Origin of the sequence: Rhodococcus xishaensis, assembly GCF_004011825.1 — a bacterium.
Classification (GTDB): domain Bacteria; phylum Actinomycetota; class Actinomycetes; order Mycobacteriales; family Mycobacteriaceae; genus Prescottella; species Prescottella xishaensis.
Window position 1 is genome coordinate 539,754 of the sequence record NZ_RKLO01000001.1, and the last position, 24,612, is coordinate 564,365.

Annotated in this window: 19 protein-coding genes; 12 read left to right on the forward strand and 7 right to left on the reverse strand. The window is 66.2% G+C overall.

Annotation, left to right across the window (positions count from 1 at the left end; genetic code table 11):
• Positions 1-37: 37 nt before the first annotated feature.
• From EGT50_RS02585 to clpX, 3 genes are all read left to right on the forward strand, one after another.
• Positions 38-646, forward strand: coding sequence for an ATP-dependent Clp protease proteolytic subunit (locus EGT50_RS02585; RefSeq protein WP_127946527.1), 609 nt, complete (start codon positions 38-40; stop codon positions 644-646).
• A gap of 49 nt (positions 647-695) precedes the next feature.
• A complete protein-coding gene (locus EGT50_RS02590; protein ID WP_235870518.1) occupies positions 696-1,406 on the forward strand; it encodes an ATP-dependent Clp protease proteolytic subunit in 711 nt (236 codons plus the stop codon).
• 290 nt (positions 1,407-1,696) lie between these two features.
• The gene (clpX, locus tag EGT50_RS02595; protein WP_127946528.1) at positions 1,697-2,974 is read left to right on the forward strand and encodes an ATP-dependent Clp protease ATP-binding subunit ClpX; all 1,278 of its coding nucleotides are present in this window, start codon (positions 1,697-1,699) and stop codon (positions 2,972-2,974) included.
• Between the two features lie 270 nt (positions 2,975-3,244).
• Here clpX and EGT50_RS02600 read toward each other — a convergent pair whose 3' ends face one another.
• Positions 3,245-4,297 carry a LacI family DNA-binding transcriptional regulator gene (locus EGT50_RS02600; protein ID WP_127951014.1) on the reverse strand — a complete coding sequence of 351 codons (1,053 nt, stop codon included), beginning with the start codon at positions 4,295-4,297 and terminating at the stop codon, positions 3,245-3,247.
• Positions 4,298-4,548: 251 nt separating this feature from the next.
• Between EGT50_RS02600 and EGT50_RS02605 the strand changes: the two genes are divergently transcribed.
• Entirely contained in the window at positions 4,549-5,487 is a 939-nt protein-coding gene (locus EGT50_RS02605; protein WP_127951015.1) for a dihydrodipicolinate synthase family protein, read from the forward strand.
• 232 nt (positions 5,488-5,719) lie between these two features.
• Positions 5,720-6,895, forward strand: coding sequence for an Nramp family divalent metal transporter (locus tag EGT50_RS02610; RefSeq protein ID WP_127951016.1), 1,176 nt, complete (start codon positions 5,720-5,722; stop codon positions 6,893-6,895).
• A gap of 110 nt (positions 6,896-7,005) precedes the next feature.
• Here EGT50_RS02610 and dmpG read toward each other — a convergent pair whose 3' ends face one another.
• From dmpG to EGT50_RS02640, 6 genes are all read right to left on the reverse strand, one after another.
• Positions 7,006-8,085 carry a 4-hydroxy-2-oxovalerate aldolase gene (gene dmpG, locus EGT50_RS02615; protein WP_127951017.1) on the reverse strand — a complete coding sequence of 360 codons (1,080 nt, stop codon included), beginning with the start codon at positions 8,083-8,085 and terminating at the stop codon, positions 7,006-7,008.
• Positions 8,086-8,087: 2 nt separating this feature from the next.
• Positions 8,088-9,077, reverse strand: a complete 990-nt coding sequence (locus EGT50_RS02620) for an acetaldehyde dehydrogenase (acetylating) (protein WP_127951364.1) — start codon at positions 9,075-9,077, stop codon at positions 8,088-8,090.
• Positions 9,078-9,082: 5 nt separating this feature from the next.
• Complete coding sequence (locus EGT50_RS02625) at positions 9,083-9,898, reverse strand: 2-keto-4-pentenoate hydratase (RefSeq protein ID WP_127951018.1); 816 nt, start codon at positions 9,896-9,898, stop codon at positions 9,083-9,085.
• A gap of 110 nt (positions 9,899-10,008) precedes the next feature.
• Positions 10,009-10,767, reverse strand: a complete 759-nt coding sequence (locus EGT50_RS02630) for an IclR family transcriptional regulator (RefSeq protein WP_127951019.1) — start codon at positions 10,765-10,767, stop codon at positions 10,009-10,011.
• A gap of 30 nt (positions 10,768-10,797) precedes the next feature.
• Positions 10,798-11,622 carry a formate dehydrogenase accessory sulfurtransferase FdhD gene (gene fdhD, locus EGT50_RS02635; protein WP_127951020.1) on the reverse strand — a complete coding sequence of 275 codons (825 nt, stop codon included), beginning with the start codon at positions 11,620-11,622 and terminating at the stop codon, positions 10,798-10,800.
• Positions 11,623-13,941: an FdhF/YdeP family oxidoreductase gene (locus tag EGT50_RS02640; protein WP_127951021.1), complete on the reverse strand. Its 2,319-nt coding sequence runs from the start codon at positions 13,939-13,941 to the stop codon at positions 11,623-11,625.
• Between the two features lie 117 nt (positions 13,942-14,058).
• On the opposite strand from EGT50_RS02640, the gene EGT50_RS02645 reads away from it, so the two are divergent.
• The 7 genes from EGT50_RS02645 to EGT50_RS02675 all read left to right on the forward strand — a co-directional run bounded on the left by EGT50_RS02645 (position 14,059) and on the right by EGT50_RS02675 (position 24,551).
• A complete protein-coding gene (locus EGT50_RS02645) occupies positions 14,059-15,069 on the forward strand; it encodes an iron-siderophore ABC transporter substrate-binding protein (protein ID WP_127951022.1) in 1,011 nt (336 codons plus the stop codon).
• A 20-nt stretch (positions 15,070-15,089) separates the two neighbouring features.
• Positions 15,090-15,698, forward strand: coding sequence for a GNAT family N-acetyltransferase (locus tag EGT50_RS02650; RefSeq protein ID WP_127951023.1), 609 nt, complete (start codon positions 15,090-15,092; stop codon positions 15,696-15,698).
• A 123-nt stretch (positions 15,699-15,821) separates the two neighbouring features.
• The gene (locus tag EGT50_RS02655) at positions 15,822-18,491 is read left to right on the forward strand and encodes a valine--tRNA ligase (protein WP_127951024.1); all 2,670 of its coding nucleotides are present in this window, start codon (positions 15,822-15,824) and stop codon (positions 18,489-18,491) included.
• On the forward strand, positions 18,488-19,909 hold the full coding sequence (folC, locus tag EGT50_RS02660) for a bifunctional tetrahydrofolate synthase/dihydrofolate synthase (RefSeq protein ID WP_127951025.1): 1,422 nt from the start codon (positions 18,488-18,490) through the stop codon (positions 19,907-19,909). The genes EGT50_RS02655 and folC overlap by 4 nt, the downstream gene beginning before the upstream one ends.
• Positions 19,906-20,316: a DUF4233 domain-containing protein gene (locus tag EGT50_RS02665; RefSeq protein ID WP_127951026.1), complete on the forward strand. Its 411-nt coding sequence runs from the start codon at positions 19,906-19,908 to the stop codon at positions 20,314-20,316. Before folC ends, EGT50_RS02665 begins: the two co-directional genes overlap by 4 nt.
• 18 nt (positions 20,317-20,334) lie before the next feature.
• Positions 20,335-20,754, forward strand: a complete 420-nt coding sequence (gene ndk / locus EGT50_RS02670; protein ID WP_127951027.1) for a nucleoside-diphosphate kinase — start codon at positions 20,335-20,337, stop codon at positions 20,752-20,754.
• Between the two features lie 452 nt (positions 20,755-21,206).
• Positions 21,207-24,551 carry a translation initiation factor IF-2 N-terminal domain-containing protein gene (locus EGT50_RS02675; RefSeq protein WP_127951028.1) on the forward strand — a complete coding sequence of 1,115 codons (3,345 nt, stop codon included), beginning with the start codon at positions 21,207-21,209 and terminating at the stop codon, positions 24,549-24,551.
• The last annotated feature ends 61 nt before the right edge of the window (positions 24,552-24,612 follow it).

Genomic DNA, 24,612 nt, shown 5'->3' on the forward strand with positions numbered 1-24,612 from the left:
TGTCAGGCCCCAACGACATATCCAGAAGGCAGGTACCGTGACTTACCAGAATCCCGCCATGACTTCGGCCACCTCAGGTCTGAATCTCAGCGACTCGGTGTACGAACGCCTGCTTCGCGAGCGCATCATCTTCCTCGGCACCCAGGTGGACGACGACATCGCGAACAAGCTGTGCGCTCAGATCCTGCTGCTGTCGGCGGAGGATCCGACGCGGGACATCAACCTCTACATCAACTCGCCCGGCGGTTCGGTGACGGCCGGAATGGCGATCTACGACACCATGCAGTTCGCCGAGTGCGACGTCGCGACCTTCGGGATGGGTCTGGCCGCCTCGATGGGGCAGTTCCTGCTCTCGGCCGGCACAAAGGGCAAGCGATATGCACTGCCGCACGCGCGGATCATGATGCACCAGCCGTCCGCCGGTATCGGTGGCACCGCGTCCGACATCGCGATCATGGCGGAGCAGTTTGCGCACACCAAGCGCGAGATGGCCGAGCTCATCGCCGAGCACACCGGCCAGACGGTCGAGCAGATCACCGCCGATTCGGACCGGGATCGTTGGTTCACCGCCAAGGAGGCGCTCGAGTACGGCTTCGTCGACCACGTCGTCGCCCGCGCGCGGCAGGCGGGTGGCACCGGCAACTAGGCCCGCGCCCGCCCCTCGCCCATCCGCACAGACCACCCTTGGAGAACCGATGACCAACCTTTTCGATCCTCGTGCTCACGACGGCGGTGCCGCCCGCAACCTCGGCGGCGGAGCTGCCCATGGTCTCGGCGGCCAGGCTCCGGCCGGCGCCCAGTCCCGGTACATCCTGCCGTCGTTCATCGAGCACTCCAGTTACGGCGTCAAGGAGTCCAACCCGTACAACAAGTTGTTCGAGGAGCGGATCATCTTCCTCGGCACCCAGGTCGACGATGCGTCGGCCAACGACATCATGGCCCAGTTGCTGGTGCTCGAGTCGCTAGATCCAGACCGCGACATCACGATGTACATCAACTCGCCCGGTGGCTCGTTCACGTCGCTCATGGCGATCTACGACACGATGCAGTACGTCCGTGCCGACATCACGACCGTGTGCCTGGGCCAGGCGGCCTCCGCCGCTGCGGTGCTGCTCGCGGCCGGCTCCCGGGGCAAGCGTCTCGCGCTGCCGAACGCTCGCGTCCTGATCCATCAGCCGGCGACCGGCGGCATCCAGGGTCAGGTCTCCGACCTCGAGATCCAGGCGGCAGAAATCGAGCGGATGCGCCGTCTCATGGAAACGACCCTGTCGAAGCACACCGGTAAGGATCCCGACGTAATCCGCAAGGACACCGATCGTGACAAGATCCTCACCGCCGAGGAGGCCAAGGAGTACGGCATCATCGACGATGTGCTCGAGTACCGGAAGCTCTCCATCCAGAAGTGAAATGCGGCATCCCCGGCCCGCCGACACGCCGAGTTCTCTGGTTGCGGTGGGCCGGGGTGAATACCGGTCAAGCTTGGGTATTCCGCGCTCATCCCGTGGGCAGGTTTCGTCCGAAGTAACAAAGTTTGCACTGGGGAAATAGCGGGCTTTTGGTCGACCTCGTTCGCGATCTGCGGGTACGGTCACACCATGACCCCTCGAACCTGACCCGGGATGCGGAGTCGCTCAGGTGGCTTGCGGGAGTGGGTGTCGGGGTTGGCACGTAGACAAGGAAGTAGGGACCTTACGAGATGGCACGCATCGGTGACGGCGGGGATCTGCTCAAGTGCTCGTTCTGCGGTAAGAGCCAGAAGCAGGTCAAGAAGCTCATTGCGGGACCAGGGGTCTACATCTGCGATGAGTGCATCGATCTGTGCAACGAGATAATCGAGGAAGAACTGGCCGAGTCGAGTGAGGTCAAGCTCGACGAGCTTCCGAAGCCTGCGGAGATTCGTAGCTTCCTGGAGAACTACGTCATCGGGCAGGACTCCGCGAAACGGACGCTGGCGGTGGCCGTCTACAACCACTACAAGCGGATCCAGGCCGGCGACCGCAGCCGGGACGCGCGGGGCGAGACCGTCGAGTTGGCGAAGTCGAACATTCTGATGCTCGGCCCCACCGGCTGCGGCAAGACTTACCTGGCGCAAACGCTTGCGAAGATGCTCAACGTGCCGTTCGCGATCGCCGACGCGACGGCGCTGACCGAGGCCGGCTATGTCGGTGAGGACGTCGAGAACATCCTGTTGAAGCTGATTCAGGCGGCCGACTACGACGTCAAGCGTGCCGAGACCGGCATCATCTACATCGACGAGGTCGACAAGATCGCCCGCAAGAGCGAGAACCCGTCGATCACCCGTGACGTCTCTGGCGAAGGTGTGCAGCAGGCGCTTCTGAAGATCCTCGAAGGCACCCAGGCAAGCGTCCCCCCTCAGGGTGGGCGCAAGCATCCGCACCAGGAGTTCATCCAGATCGATACGACGAACGTGCTGTTCATCGTCGCCGGCGCCTTTGCGGGCCTCGAGAAGATCGTCTCCGAGAGGGTCGGCAAGCGGGGCATCGGTTTCGGTGCCGAGGTGCGCTCCAAAGCCGAGATCGACACACAGGATCATTTCGCCGAGGTCATGCCCGAGGATTTGATCAAGTTCGGGTTGATCCCCGAGTTCATCGGCCGCCTCCCGGTTGTCGCGTCTGTGACGAACCTCGACAAGGACTCGCTCGTCAAAATTCTCTCCACGCCCAAGAACGCGCTCGTCAAGCAGTACACCCGGCTTTTCGAGATGGACGGCGTCGAGTTGGAGTTCACCGTCGACGCGCTCGAGGCGGTCGCCGACCAGGCCATCCACCGTGGTACCGGCGCTCGTGGCCTGCGCGCCATCATGGAGGAAGTCCTGCTGCCGGTGATGTACGACATCCCCAGCCGCGACGACGTCGCGAAGGTGGTCGTCTCCGCCGAGACCGTCAACGACAACGTGCTCCCGACAATCGTGCCTCGCAAACCGGAACGCGAGCGCCGTGACAAGTCGGCCTGACGAGCCGCAGGCCATTCGTGCTTGCGACGGGGACGGGATAGGGGAGCCAGGCTCAACTATGCCGGCTGGAATCCCAGATGATCATGATTGGGAAGCCGACCCCATCGTTGTAGGGCCAGCGCCGAGAACCATCGAAGAACTGGCTCGCGACGCCCATGACTATCCGGAGGACGGTCAACCCGCGGTAGCCGGGCCCCATTCTGCAGTGCGCCCCCGGATCCTAATCTCATATGTCACATCGCCGACCGCTGAGCGCGAGCAGTGAACTGATCAAGTGCCGCCGGCCCTGTTCACCGGCATACCGGACGACCTGCGGGGGATGAGGGTGGGAAGCGTATGCCGGATCGGGTCGCTGACGGGCGCGGGTGCGAGCATCAGATCAAGAGCGGTCGCTGCGATCTGGTCGAAGGGTGTGCGTACCGAGGTCAGGGGGACCGAGAGTAGGTGCGCCAGCGGGATGTCGTTGTACCCGACCAGCGCGAAATCATCACCGACGGATAGGGATCGTTGGTGTGCCGCAGCCATGACCCCCAACGCGAGGTTGTCGTTGGCAGCGAAGATTGCGGTGGGCCGCGTGGATGATCCGAATAGACGACGGCCGGCTTCCGCCCCGCTTTCGATGCCGAAGCCCGATTCGATGACCCAGCTCGGGTCGATGTCGATGCCTGCTTCGTTCAGAGCCCTCATGCTCCCCGTAAGGCGGCCGGCGGCAGTCGAGGTGAACAGTGGTCCCGACAGGACGGCGATATCGGTGTGGCCGAGGTCTATGAGGTGCCGGGTGGCGAGGTAGCCGCCGGCCTCGTCGTCACCGAGCGAAGACGGGCTGATGCCGTCGGTGCGGAGGACCAGGGCGTGTGGGACGCCTTCCTCGCGCAGTTGGCGCGGCAAGTCGTCCTTTCGCTGGCTCGAGGCGATGATCAAGCCGTCGACATTACGCCCGAGAAGCGTCTGTGCCGCCTCCTGCGTGTCGGCGGGGTCATCGCCAGTCGTCGCTACCACGGTGAAGTAGCCGATCCGGTTCGCTGCCCGTTCGATCGCTTCGAACATGAGAGCCATGACGGTGTCGGACAACCGGGGTACGAGAACTCCGATCGTGGCGGTTCTACCGCGGCGCAGGTTGGAGGCGAATGTATTGCGGCGGTAGCCGAGGGAGGCGGCAACGGCTCGAACGCGCTCTGCAGTAGCCGTTCGTGAGGGCGGGACACGGTCGTCGAGGATCCGGCTCACCGTCGAAGGGCTTACGCCAGCTGCGGTGGCGACGTCACGCAGTGTGACGGGTGCGTGCCTGTCCGCCCTCGGCCGCGAAGCGCTCCTCGATTCCATGCTCTGCCTCGGTTCCATGCTCCGCCTCGATTCCACTCCATCCCTACCTATCTGTCTGCTCACGCCTGTCTGTCTGCTCACGCTGCTGGAACATCGCCCGCCGGAAAGCCTAAGCACTTCCGCTCCGACTCATGATCTCCGACGGTCGAACACGTGACCCTTGACACAGGGACCAGGCTACAAGCACGATGCAAACGTTACCGGAAACGTTTGCATCGACTGCTTTGTACCGACGACGGAGAAGGAAGATTGTGATGTCACTCGACCTCCGAGGACTTGTCCCCGCCCCTATCACCCCTTTCAATCGGGACGAGTCCCTCGACTTCGAAGCGATCAATCGACTCGGTACTTGGCTGGCCGGCGTGGACGGAGTAAAGGGTCTTGTCGTTCTCGGCCACGCCGGTGAGGGCACCTTTCTCACTGCCGGTGAGCGGGCGGCCGTGATTTCGGCGTTCCGGGAAGCAGTCGACGACCGTGTCCCGATCATTGCCGGCATCACGGGCGAGGGGACCGCTGTCGCAGCTGAAGAAGCCAAGGGGGCAGTGACCGCCGGAGCTGCGGCCGGCCTCGTCTACCCGTCCCACGGATGGCTACGATTCGGCTTTCAGAAGGGTGCCCCGCAGGATCGCTACCGACAGATCCACGAGGAGTCCGGCCTGCCGCTGATCCTGTTCCAGTACCCCGACGTCACCAAGGCGACCTACGACCTCGAAACCCAGCTCGAGATTGCTGCTCAGCCGGGAGTGTTCGCCACCAAGAACGGCGTGCGCAACATGCGTCGTTGGGACACTGAAATCCCGGTCCTGCGCGCAGAGAACCCAGACCTGCAGATCCTCACCTGCCACGACGAGTACCTGCTCCACACCATGTTCGACGTCGACGGTGCCCTCGTCGGATACGGAGGACTCGCGCCCGAGCCGCTGATCGAACTCATCGCCGCCGGAAAGGCGAAGGACTACACCGCTGCTCGGGCCATCCATGACCGCTTGTTGCCGGTGACCCGCACCGTCTACCACCGCGGCTCGCACATGGAGGGCACCGTCGCGCTCAAGGAAGGACTGGTCGCCCGGGGCATCCTCGAACACGCCACCGTTCGGTCGCCGCTTCTTCCTCTGGCTGAAGGAGCAGGGCTCGAGATCGCCAAGGCCCTCGAATCTGCGGGCCTGCATGCGGTCGTGGCCTACGTGTAGCAGTCGCCACGCGCCACACTTCGCGCCATCAGCGGAAGATTGCCCGCCGATCTGCACTCCTGGTCTGGCCAATCTCCGCCTGAGGTTCGAATAATGGAGGGAATGCTCACAGATGGCAAAACAAGCTCGAACCTCAGGCGGTGCACCCGCCGGCAGAGCAGTGATCGCCCGAGATCCTGAGCTGCGCGTTCGCCGGCCCAGCGCACGGCGTGGCTGGGTCCGGATGCTGGCGATGGCCGGGCCCGCATTCATCGTCGGGGCCTGGCAGTTCGGACCTGGCGCCCTCGCGACCTCGATTCAGGCCGGTAGTGAATACGGCTACGCGCTGGTGTGGGTCCTCGCGTGCTCGGCGATCTTCTCGCTCACCTATGCGGACATGAGTGTCCGCCTTGGCATTCGCACACCCGTCTCGCTCATCAGCTCTGTCAAAGAGGTACTCGGCCGTGGTGCCGGCGTTGCCGCCGGTGTCGGTGTCTTCTGTATCACCCTGTGTTTCTCGGTCGGCAATGCGGTCGGTTCCGGGCTGGGATTGTCGTTGGTGTTCGGTGGATCCCCGCTGGTCTGGAGCGTGGTGTGCACCGTTGCCGTCGGAATGATCTTGCTGTTCCGCAACGTCTACCGCGTGGTCGAGCGAATCGTGGTGGCGGCCATCGCGATCATGGCGGCCACCTTCGTCATCAGTGCGGTCATCGCCAAGCCGGACTGGTACGAGGCGGTGAACAGCATGATTCCCAGCATTCCGCCCGGTGCGCAGCTACTGGTCGTCGCCATCGTCGGCACCAACTTCTCCCTGAACGCGGCATTCTTCGCCTCCTACACAACCCACGAACGCAACCGCACCGAGGCTCAGTACCGCGAGGCGACCGTCGTCGGCACCATCCCGGGGATCGTCGCACCGACGGTGATGTCGTCGCTGGTGATGATCGTCTCCGCCGCGGTCCTCGGTCGTGAGGGCATCGAGGCGACCACGTTCGCCGCCCTCGCAAAGATCTTCGAACCCCTCGCGGGACCCGTCGGATCGACGATCTTCGCCATCGGACTCACCGGCGCGGCGTTCTCTTCGATGGTCGCGAACGCCACCGGTGGCGGCATCATCTTCTCTGACGCACTCGGCAAGGGCCCGACTTCGTCGAGCACCACCGCCAAATTTGCGAGCGGGGCGATCCTCACCGTCGGGCTGGTCGTCACCCTCGTCGTTCAGGCCAACCCGATCCAGCTCATCATCGGCGCCCAGGCACTGACCGTGCTCGTCGCTCCGCTTCTGGGGTTCCTGTTGTTTGTGATGAGCAACAACACGGCCCTCATGGGGCCCCTGCGCAACAAGCCGTGGCAAAACGTACTCGGCGTTCTCGGGTTCTGCGCGATTCTCAGCGTGTCCGCTCTGTTCGTCTACCAGATGCTCACCTGAGCGGGCACGGGTCCGGCCCGACGCGAACGAACCGCCGACTCGGATGGACTGACTCGGATGGACTGAGGGCGGGCCCGTCCGCGAACGAATGGGCCCGCCCCGTCAGTGGCTCAGGCGGAGGCGGCTGCCGTCTCGGGGGCCTTCGGTTCAGGGGCCTTCGTTTCGGGGGCCTTCGTTTCAGGGGCACTGTTCAGCAGGTCGAGCGCGATGTCGACGATCATGTCCTCCTGGCCGCCGACGAGTGCCCTCTTGCCGACCTCGAGCAGGATCGCGCGGGCGTCGAGACCGTAGTCGCGCGCCGCCTTCTCGGCGTGGCGGAGGAAGCTCGAGTACACACCGGCATAGCCGAGGGTGAGCGTCTCGCGGTCCACCCGCACGGGTCGGTCCTGCAATGGCCGGACGATATCGTCGGCGGCATCCTGGAGCGCGAACACGTCGCAGCCGTGCTCCCAGCCGTACAGGTTCGCGACGGCGATGAACGCCTCGATCGGACAGTTGCCGGCACCGGCGCCCTGACCGGCCAGCGACGCATCGACGCGGTAGACGCCGTTCTCGACGGCGACGACACTGTTCGCGACCGACAGCGACAGGTTCTCGTGGGCGTGGATGCCGATCTGGGTGTCGGCGTCGAGGACGTCGCGGTAGGCGCGGATGCGTTCGCGGACGCCATCCATCGTCAGCCGTCCGCCCGAGTCGGTGACGTAGACACAGTGTGCCCCATACGATTCCATGAGCTTGGCCTGCTGGGCGAGCGCTTCGGCCGGGGCCATGTGGCTCATCATGAGGAAGCCGGAGACGTCCATGCCCAGTTCGCGCGCCTTGGCGATGTGCTGGGCGGACACGTCGGCCTCGGTGCAGTGGGTGGCGATGCGGATCGACCGCACGCCCAGCTTGTAGGCGTGTTCGAGTTCCTCGATCGTGCCGATACCCGGCAGCAGCAGCGTGGTGAGCTTGGCGTTCTTTATGGCATCAGCGGCCGCCTCGATCCACTCCCAGTCGGTGTTGCTGCCGGGGCCGTAGTTGAGCGAACCGCCGGCGAGACCGTCACCGTGCGAGACCTCGATCGCATCGACACCCGCGGCGTCGACGGCGCCGGAGATCCGGGCGACGTCCTCCGGGGTCATCCGGTGCCGGACGGCGTGCATGCCGTCGCGCAGGGTGACGTCCTGAATGTAGAGCTTGGTGGACACGCTCAGACCTCCGCGGGGGTGTTGTCGGTGCTGCGCGCGGCGATGAGACGACGCGCAATGGACTCGGCGGTGCGCTGGGCAGCCGCGGTCATGATGTCGAGGTTGCCGGCGTATGCGGGCAGGTAGTCCGCAGCGCCCTCGACCTCGAGGAACACGGTGACCTTGGTGGTGACCGGGTCTACGCCCTCGGGCAGCAGGGTGTGAACCGGCTCGTCCGGTGCGATCGGCGTGAACTGCACCTCCTGCTTGAGGCGGTAGCCGGGCACGTACTCGGCGACGCGTGCGGTCATCTCCTTGACCGAGGTGCGGATCGCCTCCTGGTCGGCGTCGCCGACCAGCGCCAGGACGGTGTCGCGCATGAGCATGGGCGGCTCCGCAGGGTTCAGGATGATGATCGCCTTGCCGCGCCCGGCGCCGCCGACGTGTTCGATGGCGTTCGAGGTGGTCTCGGTGAACTCGTCGATGTTGGCGCGGGTACCGGGGCCGGCGGACTTCGAGGAGATCGAGGCGACGATCTCGGCATAGGGGACCGCGGTGACCGCGGCGATGGCCGCGACCATCGGAATGGTGGCCTGGCCGCCACAGGTCACCATGTTGAGGTTGTCGAGGTCGTCGTCGAGATGCTCGTCGAGGTTGACCGGCGGCACCACGAACGGGCCGATCGCGGCCGGAGTGAGGTCGACGAGCTTCTTGCCGAACGGCGCGAGCTTCTCGGCGTTGGCGACGTGAGCTTTGGCAGACGTCGCATCCATGACGATGTCGATATCGCCGAAGCCGTCCATGGCGATGAGGCCGTCGACACCCTTGGCGGTGGTGGGCACGCCCAGACGCTCCGCGCGGGCGAGGCCGTCGGAGTTGGGGTCGATACCGACCATGGCGCCCATCTCGAGTACGTCGGACTTGTTGAGCACCTTGATCATCAGGTCGGTGCCGATGTTGCCCGATCCGATGATGGCGACCCGAATCTTCTTCGGCTCAGCGTTGTTCGTCACGTTCGTCACGATTCCTTCCGGGAGAAAGCGGCAGTCACGGTGCCGAGGGTGGACAGCTCGGCGCGGATGGCCATGCCGGGCGTCGCGGAGACCATCGGGCCCAGGGCGCCGGAGAGCACGATCTGGCCGGCGCGCAGCGGTTGGCCGTACTCGAGGGCAGTGCGCGCGAGCCACTGCAGGGCGATGAGCGGGTCACCGAGGCATGCTTCGCCGTTGCCCTCGGAGACCAGTTCGCCGTCCGCGTACATGCGCATCACGACATCCTTCGGTTCGACCTCGTCGAGGGTGAGCCAGTTGTCGCCGAGCACGTACAGGCCCGAGGAGGCGTTGTCCGCGACGGTATCGGTGATACCGATCTCCCAGTTGGCTACCCGGCTGTCGACCAGTTCGAGTGCGGCTACGGCACCGGACACCGCTGCACGGATCTGATCCATGTCGAGGTCACCCTCGGTCAGATCGGCGCCCAGGCGGAACGCGACCTCGGCCTCGGCCTTGGGCTGCAGCATGCGCTCGCTGGGGACCTCGGGCAGATCGGTGACGTCCATATCGGCGAACAGCACACCGAAGTCGGGCTGGTTGACGCCTAGCTGGTTCTGGACCGCCTCGGAGGTCAGGCCGGTCTTGCGTCCGACGATGGTGGCACCGTCAGCCACGCGCCAGTCGGTCAGTTTCTGCTGCACCTGGTAAGCCACGCCGATGTCGGACGGGCCGATCAGGTCCCGCACCGGGGGGCACGGGATGCCGGTCTTCGCGGCCCCCGCGAGGCGTTCGGCGGCCCGGGTGATCGCCTCGGCGGAGATTGTCGGTTCGAGTGGAGGCATGGGTGTCCTTGTCGGTGTCCCTGGCTGGATTGTTCCTGGAAGGACTGTGCGGGATGTCACCCGTTCGCCGCGAGCAATCAGTTTCGCTGAACGAAACTCTCCTGGTGAGGTCAGTCGTTGCGCAGCTTTTCGCGGCGCACGAGGGTCGCGGCGATTCCCGCGGCGGCCGCGCGGACCTGGTTGGTGTGGGCGTCGGGTCGCAGGCGCGTGGCCGGGCCGGTCACGCTCACCCCGGCAACCGGACGATCGTCGGCGTCGAGGATCGCCGCCGCGACGCACACGATCCCGACGGCCGACTCCTCGTACTCGAAGGCCACACCCGTCTCAGCGATGGTGTCGAGTTGTCGGGCCAGGCGGCCGGGAACGGTGATGGTCCGAGGCGTGCGGCGCGGGAGCGGGCCGGCGAGTGTGCGCGCCTTCAGTTCGCTCGGGGAGTGAGCGAGCATGGCCTTGCCGATTGCGGTGCAGTACAACGGCATTCGCCCGCCGACACGCGAGGGTGACTCGGCCTGCGAATGGCCACCGATCTTGGCGACGTACACGACCTCTTCGCCCTCGAGCACGCCGAGGTGCACGGTTTCACGTGTGCGCTCACGGAGGTCCTCCAGGAACGGGGTCGCCACCTCGATCAGGCCGCGTTCCACCGAAGCGCGCATCCCCAACTCGAACAGGTGCCGACCCAAGCGGTACCCGGCGCCGGACCGGTCGATCAGTCGGGTCCCGACCAGTTCCGCGAGCAGTCGGTGCAGTGTGGTCTTGTTCAGCCCCGTACGACGCACGAGCTCGCTGAAGCTCACCCAGTGGTCCTCCGCGGTGAAGGCGTCGAGGACGGTGACCACCTTGCCCAGCACCGTGTTCGGGGAGTCCACGACGGACAAGGGTACTGGACGTGCCCCGGCTCAGATCTTGATGCGGTGCTCGCCCGCATAGACGTTCATGGTCTCGCCGCGCAGAAAGCCTATGAGCGTCATCTCGCGATCGCGCGCGAGGTCGACGGCGAGCGACGACGGTGCGGACACAGCACCGAGGAGAGGAACCCCGGCCACGGTCGCCTTCTGGGCCAGTTCGAACGAGGCGCGGCCGCTGACGATGAGGATCGCGTCGGTAAGCGGGATCCGGTTCTCGGTGAGAGCCCAGCCCAGGACCTTGTCGACCGCGTTGTGCCGACCGACGTCCTCGCGAACTGCCAGTAGGGCGCCGTCGGCAGTGAACAGTCCGGCCGCGTGAAGCCCGCCCGTTGCGGCGAACACCCGCTGACTGCGTCGCAAGGTGGACGGCATCGACGAAAGCGCCGTCGCTGTGGCCTCGAGCGAGCTGTCGGACAAGGAGAACCTGCTGCGGACCGCGACCTCGTCGAGTGACGCCTTGCCGCACACGCCACACGCGGAGGTCGTCAGGAACTCGCGTCGCCCCCGGTTCCCCGGATCCGGCACTCCGGAAGCGAGTTCGACGTCGAGCACGTTGTAGGTGTTGGCGCCGTCCTCTCCGACGCCGTCGCAGTAGCGCACGATGCTGACGTCCCGGGCGGACTCGATGATCCCCTCTGCCAACAAGAACCCGTGGACCAGGTCCACGTCGTTGCCGGGGGTGCGCATCGTGACCGTGAGAGGGTGCCCGCCGAGGCGGATCTCGAGCGGCTCTTCGACGGCCAGGGTGTCCGGCCGTCGCCGAGTGCCGTCTGCGGTGATCCGCAGAACGGGGCGGCGGGCGGTGACCCGGCCCATCTATCTGCTCCCGTTCGGTTCGAGCCGCACGACGATCGCCTTCGACACCGGTGTGTTCGATTTGGCGGCAACGTGATCGAGTGGTACGAGCGGATTGGTCTCGGGATAGTACGCGGCCGCGTTGCCGCGCGGCGTGTTGTACTCGACGATCCGGAAGTCGTGGATCCGGCGCTCCTCCACCGTGTCGGTGTCGTTGCCGGGCGTCCATTCGGACACGACGTCCACTATCTGGCCGTCGCGCAGGCCGAGTTCGGCGATGTCGTCGGCGTTGACGAATACCACCTTGCGGCCGTTCTTGACGCCACGGTAGCGATCGTCGAGCCCGTAGATAGTGGTGTTGTACTGGTCGTGGCTGCGCAGTGTCTGCAGGATCAGGCGGCCGGGTGGGGTCGGCACCCATTCGAGCGGGTTCACCGCGAAGTTGGCCTTGCCGGTGTGGGTGAGGAACTCGCGGGAGTCACGCGGCGGATGCGGCAGTAGGAAGCCGTCGCGCTGCCGGACGCGTGTGTTGTAGTCCTCGAACCCCGGGACGACGCGCGAGATCGAGTCCCGGATCAGGTCGTAGTCGCCCTCGAACTGCGTCCACGGCACGGGATGGTCGGGGCCGAGCAGTTCCCGCGCGAGCTGGCAAATGATCGCGACCTCGCTGCGCAGGTGGTCGCTGAGGGGCTTCAGCCGGCCCCGCGACAGGTGCACCATCGACATCGAATCCTCCACCGACACCGACTGCTTGCCGGTCGACTGGACGTCGAGATCGGACCGTCCGAGCGTCGGCAGGATCAGTGCGGTGCGACCGTGAACGACGTGGCTGCGATTGAGCTTCGTCGAGACCTGAACCGTCAGTTCGCAATTGCGCAGCGCCTGCTCGGTGGCGGCGGTGTCGGGAGTGGCAGATACGAAGTTTCCGCCCATCGCCATGAACACCCGGGCGTGCCCGTCGCGCATGGCTCGGATCGCGTCGACGGTGTCCCATCCGTGCCGACGCGGACTCTCGATGGAGAATTCGGCGTCGAGCGCGGCGAGAAACTCCTCGGGCATCTTCTCCCAGATACCCATCGTCCGGTCGCCCTGGACGTTCGAGTGGCCGCGGACGGGGCAGACGCCCGCCCCCGGCTTGCCGATCATGCCGCGCAGCAGCAGCAGGTTGGTGGCCTCCTGGATGGTCGCGACGGCGTGCGTCTGCTGGGTCAGGCCCATCGCCCAGCAGGTCACGGTGCGTTCGGAGTCGATCAGCGCGCGGGCGGTGTCCTCGAGTTGTCTCATCGACAGCCCGGTGGCCTGCACGACGGTGTCGAGATCGACCGCGCGTACGTGCGCTGCGTACTCGTCGAAGTCGGCGCAGTAAGTGTCGACGAACGCGCGGTCGACGACGGTGCCGGGCGCGCGGTCCTCGGCCTCGAGCAGCAGTCGGCCCAGACCCTGGAACAGCGCCATGTCGCCGCCGAGGCGAATCTGGAGGAACTCGTCAGCGATGTCGACGCCGCGGCCGAGCACCCGGCCCACTTTCTGCGGGTCCTTGAAGCGGCGCAGGCCTGCCTCGGGCAGCGGGTTGATCGCGATGATCCGCGCGCCGTTCGCTTTGGCCTTCTCGAGTGTCAAGAGCATCCGGGGGTGGTTGGTTCCCGGGTTCTGGCCGGCGATCAGGATCAGGTCGGCCTGCTCGATATCGGTCACGGAGACAGATCCCTTGCCGATGCCGATGGCCTCGGTCAACGCGCTGCCGGAGGATTCGTGGCACATGTTGGAGCAGTCCGGCATGTTGTTCGTGCCGAAGCTGCGAATCATCAACTGGTACAAGAACGCTGCTTCGTTGCTGGTCCGCCCGGAGGTATAGAAAACCGCTTCGTCAGGGCTGTCGAGTTCGCGGAGGTGGGTGGCGATCAGCCGGTATGCGGCGTCCCACCCGATCGGCTCGTAGCGGTCGCTGCCGGGTCGAAGCACCATCGGGTGCGTAAGTCGGCCCTGTTGACCCATCCAGTAGTCGGTGTGTCCAGCCAATTCCGAGACCGGGTGCGCCGCGAAGAACGCCGGGGTCACAGTCCGTAGCGTGGCTTCCTCGGCTACGGCCTTGGCGCCGTTCTCGCAGAACTCTGCAGGCTTGTGGTGGCCGGGCGTCTCGGGCCACGCGCAGCCCGGGCAGTCGAAACCGTGTGGCTGGTTGAGTCGGATGAGTGTGCGGGCGGTGCGGGCGACCCCCATCTGCTCGATCGCGCGGTCCAGCGACACCAGTACAGCCGGAATGCCGGCTGCAGAGTCTTTGGGGTGGCTGACGACGAGCTCGTTCTCGTTGATGTCGTCCCTGGGGCCCTTACGCGTCATAAGCCCATACTGGCCCTGATCTGTCGAAGACGCACGATTCGACCCACTGAGGGTGACGCTAAGATCGGCTAGCCTTACCTTCTCCGGTGGGGTGCCGCCACGACACGAAGGGTCCTCATGGGTGATCTCCAGACGCGAGCCGGCGAACTATCGCGCCGCGGGTTTCTGATCGGAAGCGCAGTCGCGGTGCTCGCATTCGCTGTGGCGTGTGGCGGCGGCACCGGTGACGGCGGTGCGGTCGCAGGCGGCGCCACGATCGCCCACAAGTACGGCGAGACAACGGTTCCCGTGAACCCTCAGCGGATCGTCAGTGTCGGCTACAACGACCAGGACGCGTTGCTTGCGCTGGGTGCGGTCCCGGTCGGCGTGTTCGACTGGTACGGCGACTATCCGAGCGCGGTGTGGCCATGGGCTCAGGACTTGCTCGGCGATGGTGAGCCGGCGATCGTCGGGAGCGCAGGCACCGGAATCGATATCGAGAAGGTGGCCGCAGCGGCGCCGGACCTGATCGTCGGGACGTACTCGGGGCTGACTCAGGGGCAGTACAACATGCTCTCGGCCCTGGCACCGACCATCGCTCAACCGGCCGGTGTCGCGGACTACGGCGTGTCCTGGCAGGACCAGACACGGATCCTCGGGGAGGCGCTCGGCGAGCAGGAACGGGCTGCAGAGTTGGTGGCGGGCGTGCAGAACCAGTTCGCCGACACCGCCGATGCGCATCCCATGTTCGCGGGCAAGACCGTCCTCGTCGGCGCGCTCAAGGGCCCCGGCCAGTTCGGTGTGTACGGACCGGACGATCCCAAGGTTCGATTCTTCACGGAGCTTGGGTTCGTCAATCCCCCTGTCGCCGAACAACTCCGGTCCACAAACTTCGCCGAGATCAGCGCAGAACAGCTCTCGCTCGCCGACGTCGACCTACTGGTGTGGTACGCGAGTGAAGGTTTCGGCGACCAGCTGAGGACCGAACTCGACAGGACGCCGTTGTATCAGACTCTCGACGTCGTCAAGGACGGTCGGGCCATCATTCTCGACGACGAGGCTGCCCAGGCCATGGCCTGGAGCACGGTGCTGAGTCTGCCGCACGCGCTTGACAACATCCCTGGGCGCATCGCACCACTGATGGACTGAGCGGCCGGTATTCTGGCGACATGGGAGTCGTCGTGCGACCTGTGACCCGATCGGACATCCCCGCCGTATCTCGCGCACTGGCGGAAGCGTTCGATGACGATCCGGTGTCATCCTGGATGCTGCCCGACGCCGCCAAGCGCCCGGTGGGCCTTGCCAGGCTGTTCGGTGCCGAGATCCGCTACCACCACCTTGCCGGAGGTGGAGCCGAACTGGCCGAGACGCCTGAGGGCGTCATCGTCGGGGGAGCGCTCTGGGATCCACCGGGGCGGTGGAAGCAGTCGACGCTGAACTCCCTTCTCGGTTTTCCGGCGGTTGCACGCGCACTGGGCCGACACCTTCGGGCCGGCGCCGGGGCTGTGCACGCCCTCGAATCGGCGCATCCCACCGAGCCGCACTGGTATCTGGCGGCGATCGGTACGACCGCCGCCGGTCGCGGTCGGGGTCACGGGAAGGCGTTGCTGAACTCGCGGTTGGCCCGGTGCGACGCCGAAGGTTCTCCGGCCTACCTCGAATCCAGTAAGAAGGAGAACATCCCTTACTACGAGCGGTTCGGTTTCGAGGTCACCGGGGAGATCGCGCTGCCCGACGGCGGCCCGACACTGTGGAAGATGTGGCGAAATCCGCGTTGACGGTTCCCGGGTGGTCGTCGTGCAGTCCTTCCTCGCCGAGCACGGCCTCAGCTCCCGTCGCGGGTATGGCCACCGCCCCGAGCCGGATCCGGGCGATTCGCCGCCACTGATTACGATTGGGGGGTGACCAGTGCGCCAGAGACTCCCCAGAATGCCGCAGATGCCCTTCCCAAGAGCTGGGATCCCAGCGCGGTAGAGGCCGAGTTGTACCAGGGCTGGGTGGACGCCGGTTACTTCACCGCCGATCCGTCGAGCGAGAAGCCCGGCTACTCGATAGTGCTGCCGCCGCCGAACGTCACCGGCTCGCTGCACATGGGCCATGCCCTCGACCACACCCTGATGGATGCCCTGACGCGACGCAGGCGCATGCAGGGCTACGAGGTGTTGTGGCTGCCGGGCATGGACCACGCCGGCATCGCGACGCAGACGATCGTCGAGAAGCAACTCGCTGCCGACGGCGTGACCAAGGAAGACTTCGGCCGCGAGGCCTTCGTCGAGAAGGTCTGGGAGTGGAAGCGCCAGTCCGGAGGCACGATCCAGGGGCAGATGCGCCGCATCGGCGACGGTGTGGATTGGAGCCGTGACCGCTTCACGATGGACGAGGGTCTCTCGCGTGCCGTCCAGACGATCTTCAAGAGTCTCTACGACCAGGGCCTGATCTATCGGGCCGAGCGTCTGGTCAACTGGTCGCCGGTGCTGCAGACCGCGATCTCCGACATCGAGGTCAAGTTCGAGGAGGTGGAGGGCGAACTTGTCTCGCTGCGCTACGGCTCGCTGGACGACGGCGAGCCGCACGTGATCGTCGCCACCACCCGTGTCGAGACGATGCTCGGCGACACAGCGGTCGCGGTCCACCCCGACGACGAGCGTTACAAGCATCTCGTCGGCACCACACTCGAGCACCCGTTCACCGGACGCCAGATCCCGATCATCGCCGACGACTACGTCGACCCCGAGTTCGGCACGGGCGCTGTGAAGATCACGCCCGCACACGATCCCAACGACTTCGAGATGGGCCTGCGGCACAACCTGCCGATGCCCACGATCATGGACAAGGCTGGTCGGATCGCCGAGACCGGAACCCAGTTCGACGGCATGGACCGCTTCGAGGCGCGCGTGAAGGTGCGGGAGGCACTCGCCGGGCAGGGCCGCATCGTCGCCGAGAAGCGTCCCTACCTGCACAGTGTCGGCCACTCCGAGCGCTCGGGGGAGACGATCGAGCCGCGTCTGTCGATGCAGTGGTGGGTCAAGGTCGATGCGCTCGCCAAGGCCGCCGGTGACGCGGTCCGCAACGGCGACACCGTCATCCATCCAGCAAGCCAGGAACCGCGCTGGTTCGGCTGGGTCGACAACATGTATGACTGGTGCATCTCGCGGCAACTCTGGTGGGGCCACCGCATCCCGATCTGGTACGGCCCGAACGGCGAGGTCCAGTGCGTCGGTCCGGACGAGACCGCACCCGAGGGTTGGGAGCAGGACCCCGACGTGCTCGACACGTGGTTCTCGTCGGCGCTGTGGCCGTTCTCCACGATGGGCTGGCCCGACAAGACCCCCGAACTCGAGAAGTTCTACCCGACCAGCGTCCTCGTCACCGGCTACGACATCCTGTTCTTCTGGGTGGCCCGGATGATGATGTTCGGTACCTACGCCGCCGGCGAGCGAAGTGACGAGCGCAATCTCCAGGGCAATGTTCCGTTCAAGGACCTGTTCCTGCACGGCCTCGTCCGTGACCAGTTCGGCAAGAAGATGTCGAAGTCCCGCGGCAACGGCATCGACCCCCTCGACTGGGTGGATCACTACGGTGCGGATGCCCTGCGCTTCACGCTCGCCCGTGGCGCCAACCCGGGCAGCGATCTCGCAGTCGGCGAGGACCACGCGCAGTCGTCCCGTAACTTTGCGAACAAGTTGTTCAACGCCACCAAGTTCGCGCTGATGAACGGTGCCGTGGTCGCCGATCTGCCTGCCCGGGACCGGCTCAGCGACGCCGACCGTTGGATCCTGGACCGGCTCGAGCAGGTCCGCGCCGAGGTCGATGAGGCGTTCGAGAAGTTCGAGTTCTCCAAGGCGTGCGAGGCTCTCTACCACTTCGCGTGGGACGAGGTGTGCGACTGGTACCTCGAGCTCACGAAGGTCCAGCTCGCCGGCGGGGAGGAGCAGGCAGCATCGACCCGTGCCGTCCTCGGAAACGTTCTCGACACTCTTCTGCGGATGCTGCACCCCGTCATCCCGTTCGTCACGGAGACGCTGTGGAAGGCGCTCACCGGCGGCGAGTCCGTCGTCGTCGCACAGTGGCCGGATGCCAGTGACGTTGCCGCCGATCCCGTTGCGGCCCAGCGCATCGAGGACATGCAGAGGCTCGTGACCGAGGTCCGTCGCTTCCGCAGTGACCAAGGCCTCAAGCCGTCGCAGAAGGTGGCTGCCCGCCTCTCCGGTGCCGCGGAGGCAGACATCGAGGCCCAGCTGACGTCCGTCGCGTCGCTCGCCAAGCTCACCGAGTCCGGGAACGGCTTCGCGGCGACAGCGTCCGTCGAGGTGCGCCTGAGCAGGGCCACCGTGACCGTCGAACTCGATACCTCGGGCGCCGTCGACCTGACGGCCGAGAAGAAGCGCCTCGAGAAGGACCTCGCGGTCGCCGAGAAGGAGCTTTCGGGCACTGCCGCCAAGCTGTCCAACGAGGCGTTCCTCGCCAAGGCGCCAGAAGCGGTCGTCGAGAAGATCCGTGGCCGCCGGCAGGTGGCCCAGGAGGAGATCGCCCGCCTGACCTCCCGTCTGAAGGAGTTGGGCGGAGCGTGACCACCGAACGCCCGGGAGAACCTTCCCCGGTCGATCTGGCCGAACTCGCGCTCGTCGAGGCGGAACTGGATAGGCGCTGGCCCGAGAACAAGATCGAGCCGTCGCTGACGAGGATTTCCGCGTTGATGGATCTGCTCGGTTCACCGCAGCGGAACTATCCGGCCATCCATGTCGCCGGCACCAACGGCAAGACGTCGGTTACTCGGATGGTCGATGCGCTGCTCACCCACCTGCATCGCCGGACCGGACGGACCACCAGTCCGCACCTGCAGTTGGCGACCGAGCGGATCAGCATCGACGGGGCGCCGATTCCGGTGCGCACCTACATCGACACCTATCGAGAGATCGAACCGTACATCAAGATGATCGACCAGCAGTCCGAGGCTGCCGGCGGTCCGGTGATGAGCAAGTTCGAGGTCACCACCGCGATGGCGTACGCCGCGTTCGCCGAGGCGCCCGTCGATGTCGCCGTCGTGGAGACCGGTCTCGGCGGCAAGTGGGACGCCACCAACGTCATCGACGCGCAGGTCGCGGTGATTACCCCGATCGGCCTCGACCACGTCGACTATCTCGGTCCCGACCTCGCGTCGATCGCGGGGGAGAAGGCTGGGATCATCAAGACCGGCCGCGACGACGGCATTGTCTCGACCGACACCGTCGCGATCCTTGCGGAGCAGGCTCCCGAGGCGATGGACGTGCTGCTCCGGCGCGCGGTCGAGGTCGACGCGGCCGTCGCCCGTGAAGGATCCGAGTTCAAGGTGCTGCGTCGGCAGATCGCGGTCGGTGGCCAGCAGCTCGAACTGCAGGGTCTCGGCGGTGTGTACCACGACATCTTCCTGCCGCTGCACGGCGAGCATCAGGCCCGCAACGCCTCCCTCGCGCTGGCTGCGGTGGAGGCGTTCTTCGGCGCCGGTCAGGATCGTCAGCTCGACGCCGACGCTATTCGCGCTGGCTTCGCGTCAGTGATCAACCCGGGTCGACTCGAGCGCGTCCGCAGCGCGCCGACGGTGTTCCTCGACGCTGCGCACAACCCCCAAGGGGCCAAGGCGCTCGCCGCCGCACTCTCCACGGAGTTCGACTTCCGCAAGCTCGTCGGTGTCGTCAGCGTCATGCACGACAAGGACATCGACGGGATCCTCGACGCCCTCGAACCAGTCTTCGACGAGCTCGTTGTCACCCACAACGGCTCCCCGCGGGCGATGGACGTCGAGGACCTGGCCAGTCGCGCCGTGGCCAGGTACGGCGACGAGCGGGTCGTCGTGGCGCCCACGCTGGCCGACGCTCTCGAGACCGCGATCGGGCTGGCGGAGGAAGTTGCCGAGCCCGGTGAAGCAGTCTCGGGTGCGGGCGTGGTAGTGACCGGTTCGGTCGTGACTGCGGGCGTTGCCCGATCCCTATTCGGAAAGGACCCCGTGTGAGCGAGACCCCTGGCAACTCCGAGCCCGAATTCCGCCCTCCGGCGAACGATCCCTGGAAGGGCTTCCGCGGCGTGCTGTCGGGGACACTCGTCCTCGAAGCGATCGTCGTGCTGCTGGCGCTTCCAGTGGTGGCCGTCGTCAACTCGAGGGGCCTGACGTGGTTCTCCGGCATCTACATCTGTTTGCTCGCACTCCTGATGATTCTCGGTGCCGGCGTTCAGGGCCGTCCGTGGGCGATGAAGTTCAACCTGACACTGCAGGTCTTCACGATCCTTGGCTTCTTCGTGGACACAGCACTCGGTGTCATCGGGTTGTTGTTCGGTGCGGTGTGGCTGTACATCCTGTACTTGCGGAAGGACATCACCCGCCGGATCGAGCGGGGTCTGCTTCCCGGGCAACGAGACTGACCGTCTACGCTACTTCCCGTGACTGAGCGCACCCTGGTATTGATCAAGCCCGACGGCGTAGCACGCGGCTACGTCGGCGAGATCCTCGCCCGTATCGAACGCAAGGGTCTGACCATCGCGGCAATGGAGTTGCGGACCGCATCCACCGATGTCGCCGCGACACACTACGCCGAACACGAGGGCAAGCCGTTCTACCCGGGACTGCTCGAGTTCATCACGTCGGGCCCGCTCGTGGCCGCGGTCATCGAGGGGCCACGAGCCATCGCCGCATTCCGTCAGATCGCCGGCGGAACCGACCCTGTCTTGAAGGCGGTTCCCGGCACCATACGCGCTGACCTCGCGCTCGACGGAGGCCAGAATCTCGTCCACGGTTCCGATTCGATCGAGTCGGCCGAGCGTGAGATCGCACTCTGGTTCCCGGTTCTCGCACAGCGCTGATTCCCGCCATCCAGGACGCTGCATGGCCGTCGAGTCCATGGGGCGTCCTTTCGTTTCACCACCTACCTGAGCGTCAATAGACAGATACACAGCGCGGGTGTGGGATACTTGAATCGGTCGGGCCGCAATTTTGCTACACGCGGATCCGATCGGATGACACCACGGCGCGAAGCCCGTCATCGCTGCCCACTGGTACGGAAGAAATCCTTCCACGTGCGGCACGCTGGATGATCAGGCGCTCGCTTCGTGAGCGGTCAGGCGCTCGCGCCGTGGATCGCCGCCATCCTGCCAGGCACCGCGCGATTTTGTAGTGATAACGGCACTGCGAAGCACGTGGAGCGAGACCATACAATCTCGTACCTCGGTGCGAGTACACAACGATCGCCCCCGCGCGGCCGCGTCATTTCCGGTTACCAGACGGACGGACGCGCCCGGGGGCTCGAGGAGAATACGTGGCCGAACAAGCGCCGCCCGACAACGTTCAGGAACCGATCGCGGAAGCGTCGGTCGAACCGAGTACCCCCCCGGTACTCCCCGAGAAGATTCGCGTCCATGCGCTGGCGAAGCTGCTGGGTGTGACCAGCAAGCAGGTCCTCGCCGAGGCTGCCGCGTTCGGAACCGAGCTGCGCAGCGCACACTCCAGCCTGCCGCGCGAGATCGCCGAGCGAATCCACCTGGCCGTGTCCGGTGCCGCCGAGCCCTCCCGGGAACCGGAGACCCTGCTCACCGAGGCTTCGGTCGCCGAGTCCCAGGTCGACGCGGCGGTCTCAACTGACGCGGCCGCGGATGCGGCCGTCAAGCCCGCGTCGCGCAAGCGCACCCGCAAGAAGGCTGCCCCCGAGGCGGAGACCGCGTCCGAACCGGACACCCCAGCTGAGACCGGGGTCAACCCGGCGCATGTAGAGGTCGAGACGACGCCCGGAACCGACGTGCTCGAATCATCCAGCGCCGGCCTGTTCACCGACGCCGTGTTCGATCGAGGTCAAGCACAGGAGCCGCCGCCCACCGCGGCAACGGCCGCCATGGAGGCGCCCCTGTTTCTGCAGCCCGAGCCTGTGGTTGCCGAGCCCGCGCCACGTCGTCGCAGCCGCCGCGGCGCCGCAGCTCCAGAACCTGCCGACGAGCAGCAAGCCGAGGCGACCGAGGAAACAGGCGCCGACGACGCCGAGGAAACAGCGGGTTCGGCTGGGTCGACCGAAGCCACGTCAACCGAAGCCCCGTCAACCGAAGCCACGCCAACCGAAACCGAGGGGGGCGACCAACAGCGTCGACGTCGTCGGGGGCGGCGCGGTCGCGGGCGTGGCCGCGGTGAACAGCCCGCCGAGGGAGCCGAGTCGGGCGTGAGTCAGGAAGGCCCCACCGATGGCGGGGTCGGTGCCGATGGCACCAGCGAGATTCGGGACTCGTCGCAGCCCACAGGTGAGCGCACCGAGGGCACCGAACCCGGCTCGGACGTTGAGTCCGGAGAGGTCGAGCAGGAAGAGTCGGACCAAGCCGCCGAGGGCACCAGTCGGCGTCGGCGTCGGCGTCGGCGTCGCAAGGGCGGCGCCGAGGGTGGCGAAGTCGCGGCGGAGGACGATCCGCCGAACACCGTCGTGCACGAGCGGGAGCCGCGCAACAAGGCCCGCGCCAAGGACGAGGTCCAGGGGATCACCGGATCCACGCGCCTCGAGGCGAAGCGTCAGCGTCGCCGGGACGGTCGGGACGCCGGCCGCCGCCGCCCGCCGATCCTGAGCGAGTCGGAATTTCTGGCTCGTCGTGAATCTGTCGACCGTGTGATGGTCGTGCGCGAGCGGGTCAACGGTGCCAATCCGGCTGCGTCGACCCAGGTCGCGGTTCTCGAGGACGGCGTCCTGGTCGAGCACTTCGTGACGGGTTCGTCGTCCGCGTCGATGGTCGGCAACGTCTATCTCGGCCGCGTGCAGAACGTGCTGCCCAGCATGGAAGCGGCGTTCATCGACATCGGCCGTGGCCGCAACGGTGTCCTGTATGCCGGCGAGGTCAACTGGGAGGCTGCTGGTCTCGGCGGCAAGGAACGCAAGATCGAGCAGGCGCTCAAGCCTGGCGACCAGGTGCTCGTCCAGGTCAGTAAGGACCCGGTGGGTCACAAGGGTGCGCGGCTCACGACGCAGATCAGCCTCGCCGGCCGCTTCCTGGTGTACGTGCCCAAAGGCAGTTCCACGGGCATCAGCCGCAAGTTGCCGGACACCGAACGCAAGCGGCTCAAGGAGATCCTGCGAGAGATCGTTCCGGCCGACGCCGGCGTGATCATTCGGACGGCGTCCGAGGGTGTCAGCGAGGAGGAACTGTCACGCGATGTGAACCGCCTGCAGACGGAGTGGACGAGGATCCAGGATCAGGCCGACAAGGCGCAGGCGAAGGGGAGCGGAAGCCCGCAGGCGCTCTATGAGGAGCCCGATCTACTCGTCAAGGTCGTGCGGGACCTCTTCAACGAGGACTTCTCGAAGCTCGTCATCGAGGGTGAGAAGGCGTGGACCACCGTCGAGGCGTACATCAAGAACGTGGCCCCGGACCTGCTGCCGCGGGCCCAGCGGCACGACCCGGAGCCGGGCACACCCGACGTTTTCGAGACGCACCGCATCGACGAGCAACTCGCGAAGGCACTCGATCGCAAGGTGTGGCTGCCGTCGGGAGGCACGCTCGTGATCGATCGAACCGAGGCGATGACTGTCATCGACGTCAACACCGGCAAGTTCACCGGTTCAGGCGGCAATCTCGAGGAGACCGTCACACGGAACAACCTCGAGGCCGCCGAGGAGATAGTCCGACAGATGCGGCTGCGCGATATCGGCGGCATGATCGTCGTCGACTTCATCGACATGGTGCTCGAATCCAACCGCGACCTGGTCCTGCGCCGCCTCACCGAGGCGCTGAGCCGGGACCGCACACGCCACCAGGTCTCCGAGGTCACCTCTCTGGGTCTGGTCCAGATGACCCGCAAGAAGCTCGGCACGGGCCTGGTGGAGGCATTCTCCACCACATGCGAGCACTGCCACGGACGCGGGATCGTCGTGCACAGCGACCCCATCGAGACGAAATCGGGGGACGACGGCCGAGGACAGGCCAAGGAGTCGGGCTCTCGAAAGAAGCGTGGTCGGGACCGGGCGACTGCGGCTGCTCAGGAACCGGCGACCAACGGCCAGCACGCTCACCAGACGCCAGAGGAAGCGGCCGCGGACGCGTCCGTCAAGCGGGCACACCCGGTGGCGCTGGCAATGGCTTCCCACCACGCGGACGACCACATGGAGGACTCCGAGTCGGACGCTGTGAAGGTCGAGTCGGACGCTGTGAAGGTCGAGTCGGACGCTGTGAAGGTCGAGTCGGACACAGGGGACGTCGATTCGGACGCTGCAAAGGCCGGAATCCCCCAGGTCGAGGGCGTGGAGGCTGAGGCAGAGCACGCTGAGGCAGACCAGGCTGAGGCAGAACGGGTCGAGGCTCGGACGGCTGAGGCCGAGGAGCGCGAACCCGATACGACCGAAGCCGAGCCGGAGGCAGCGCCGAAACCGCGGGCGCGACGGCGGAGTCGGCGGGTGTCGCGGGCGGCGGCGGCACCGACGGGTGAGGCGTCCGACGCGGGCACGGTGTTCGTGATCCCGGTTCTCGAGCCCACCTCGCAGTCGATGGGCGATCACGAAGTCGAACCCCAGGCTGCACCGACTCCGCCCGCACCGTCGGAGGCAGTCGCTGACGCCGATGTACAGGTTGTCCGCCGGCCCCGTCGTCGCCGTGCAGCGGCCCGCCCCGCAGGCCCGCCCACCGACACCGAGGCCTGATGGAAACCTGATGAGATCGTGGCAGTTCGCCGCCCGTGGAGCACGTCGCGGCGAGCTGCCG